The sequence below is a fragment of the bacterium genome, from assembly GCA_024228115.1.
Classification (GTDB): Bacteria; Myxococcota_A; UBA9160; order UBA9160; family UBA6930.
Genome location: JAAETT010000145.1, coordinates 1 through 2426 on the forward strand (window position 1 = coordinate 1; position 2426 = coordinate 2426).

5 protein-coding genes are annotated in these 2426 nt (G+C 56.3%); 2 read left to right on the top strand and 3 right to left on the bottom strand.

The features are described 5' to 3' along the window. Nucleotides 1–97 precede the first annotated feature (97 nt). From GY937_07065 to GY937_07075, 3 genes are all read right to left on the bottom strand, one after another. Nucleotides 98–247, bottom strand: coding sequence for a ParA family protein (locus tag GY937_07065; GenBank protein ID MCP5056474.1), 150 nt, complete (start codon nucleotides 245–247; stop codon nucleotides 98–100). A 380-nt stretch (nucleotides 248–627) separates the two neighbouring features. After that, on the bottom strand, nucleotides 628–945 hold the full coding sequence (locus GY937_07070) for a type II toxin-antitoxin system RelE/ParE family toxin (protein MCP5056475.1): 318 nt from the start codon (nucleotides 943–945) through the stop codon (nucleotides 628–630). After that, the gene (locus GY937_07075; protein MCP5056476.1) at nucleotides 942–1205 is read right to left on the bottom strand and encodes a ribbon-helix-helix protein, CopG family; all 264 of its coding nucleotides are present in this window, start codon (nucleotides 1203–1205) and stop codon (nucleotides 942–944) included. Before GY937_07075 ends, GY937_07070 begins: the two co-directional genes overlap by 4 nt. Nucleotides 1206–1447: 242 nt before the next feature. On the opposite strand from GY937_07075, the gene GY937_07080 reads away from it, so the two are divergent. Together GY937_07080 and GY937_07085 are read left to right on the top strand one after the other, a co-directional pair. Continuing rightward, nucleotides 1448–1768: an H-NS histone family protein gene (locus GY937_07080; protein ID MCP5056477.1), complete on the top strand. Its 321-nt coding sequence runs from the start codon at nucleotides 1448–1450 to the stop codon at nucleotides 1766–1768. Continuing rightward, the gene (locus GY937_07085) at nucleotides 1765–2145 is read left to right on the top strand and encodes a hypothetical protein (protein ID MCP5056478.1); all 381 of its coding nucleotides are present in this window, start codon (nucleotides 1765–1767) and stop codon (nucleotides 2143–2145) included. Before GY937_07080 ends, GY937_07085 begins: the two co-directional genes overlap by 4 nt. Nucleotides 2146–2426 lie beyond the last annotated feature (281 nt).

The following is a 2426-nucleotide window of genomic DNA, read 5'->3' on the forward strand; positions in this document are numbered from 1 at the left end:
ACACTACCTCGCGGCTCTCGATCGCGAACTCGACACCGATCCGACCGACACCGATTCGCCGTTCTGACGAGAAACCAGCACTCGCGCGCGACCACGGCTAGATGATCAGATTTCTACGGTTTCTCGTGATCGCCAACAGGGCATCCCCAAGGTTGAGGACGGTCGTGGATTTGCCCACCCCGCCCTTCTGATTCGCGATTGCGAGAATCGTACTCAAGACACACACCCCCTGTGCGTTCAGGCACATGGGGGGCGTGCTTGCGAGTTACCCTAGGGGAAGGCGGGGGACTGTCAAGACGGGAAGTCCGCACTAGCGACCGTTCTGTTAAGACAGAACCGGGATCGAAAACAGCATGGCAGAAAAGGTGAGAAGCATCACCAAACGGAATGACGGAATGGCTGTTATGACAGCTTGGTCCCAGGTCTGTCAGCGTGGAAAGTCTGTCATCGCCACGGCGATGGGAAGACAGAAAAGGGGAGAGGGCAGCATGGCAGAAAGCCCGCCACTCTGTCGTGACCCATCCGTCGCAAGCGCCGGCACGCCAAAGCGCCGACCGTTCTATATATACACGCACGTGTGTATACGAAAAAAAGGCCCCGAGGAGGGGCTTCACTCTTTCCCGATGTCTAGCGTTCGAGAAGGGGAGGGAGGTGCCGCGATCCATGGACAACGCGAACGACTCTGATGCCGTCGGCGTTGACTGAGTAGAAGATGAGGTGACGCGGGAAGTCGTTGACGAGCAGGAAGCGGAGGCCTGCCAGTTGGGACTCAACAGATCGGTGGAGGGCACCCATCTCCGGCTGGGTGGCCAAGAGCGCGAGGGTTTCTTCGACAGAAGAAAAGAAACGCTCGGCTAGGTCGGCGTCGCGCTCCGCGTAATATGCATAATGGTCGAGAAGGTCTTGGTTCGCGACTCGTGTGCGGTGGATTCGGGCACGGCTCATCGAGCCTTGCGTTTAGCTGCCTGCGCCCGCGCTGTCTTCCGAAGCTCTGCCCACGCCTTCTTGTCCATGACGCCGGCGTCACCGCTTTCAAGACCTTCGAGTAGCAGCAGGTCAAGCCGCCGCTCACGCTCCTCTACGAGGTCTTTCCGCACTAGCTGTCGGATGTACTCCGAGGGCGTCGCGAAGCCACCACGATCGCACTGTTCGTCGATCGCTTCGCGAAGATCCTCCGGAAGAGAGATGTTGAGAGATGTGGCCATATACCATCATCTTATCAGGCTGGCAGAAACTGTCAATATCTGCCATCGCAAGAAAGCAACAGCATGGCAGAAAGCCCGCCTCTCTGTCGTAACCCATCCTCGCTGCGCTTCGGCACGCCAGAGGCCAGGGCTTCTGCAAACAAACCAATGACTTCCTATTTCGATAAGTCCGCATCGACGAATGCGCGCCGCTAATTCCTAGATCGAGTCTGCTAGGTAATAGGGGAGAGGAGCCCACCGAAATGGCAATTGATCTCGACTCGCTAAGCATTCCCGAATTGAGAACGCTTATTGCTGATGCACAAGAAAAGATCAGCGAGAAGAACGAAACCACGAAACGCGAACTGCTCGAAGAAATGGAGAAGCTCGCAGAACAACGGGGTGTCGATCTTGCCGCTGTGATTGCATTGCGAAAAGGGAAGGGGAGGAAGTCGATCATTCCTCCGAAGTATCAAAACTCAAACGATCCAACACAGTCTTGGTCAGGGCGCGGCCGTAAACCCAAGTGGGTGAAAGAACACCTCGAAGGTGGTGGCGACCTGGAAGATCTGGCGATCAAGTGAGCGAGGAAGGAAAGACCTTGGTGGACACCATCAGGGAGCAGGTCGCTATTGAGGTTGGCAACTCCGAAGCGAGGACAGCAGTCACCAACCTGCACATCTTCACATCCTTGTTCGACCTCCTCGTAGAAAAAGATGTCGTCAGTCGATCCGATCTAGTGGCGATGGTGGAAGACCTGGCCGTCAAGCTTGAAAAGACGGGCGACCGTGGAATTGCCGCTATGGCCGACAAGCTTCTGGAGTTCACGAAGGACACAGATGATGGATCGTCTAGCAGTGTTGGCGCGTCTGTTGGCGCATCGAATAGTGACGGCACGGTCAGCTCAAGCAGCACATCCACGACGACAAGTGAGTCGAGGACAAAAACCGAAGGCAAATGAAAACCGCCCAACCCTCGGAAGAGAGAGGGAAGGGCGGAGTGGGTGACGACCACCTCGACGGTGGTGGTGCGCTCGAAGATCTCGCGATCGAATAGCGGAGCTATTCAAAGAGGTTTGTCATCGTACTTGCTGACAAAGAGGGCTAGTCCCTTGTCACACCAAAAGCTGGGGGTAGAGTCGTCGCAGTTTCACGCGGGCTTGTTGGGTCGTGAATTGCCAGTCGACGCCCTTCGTCGTTCGGTTGCGATCGTCTTGCCAGGCTTGGACTTGGCGCGTGAGAT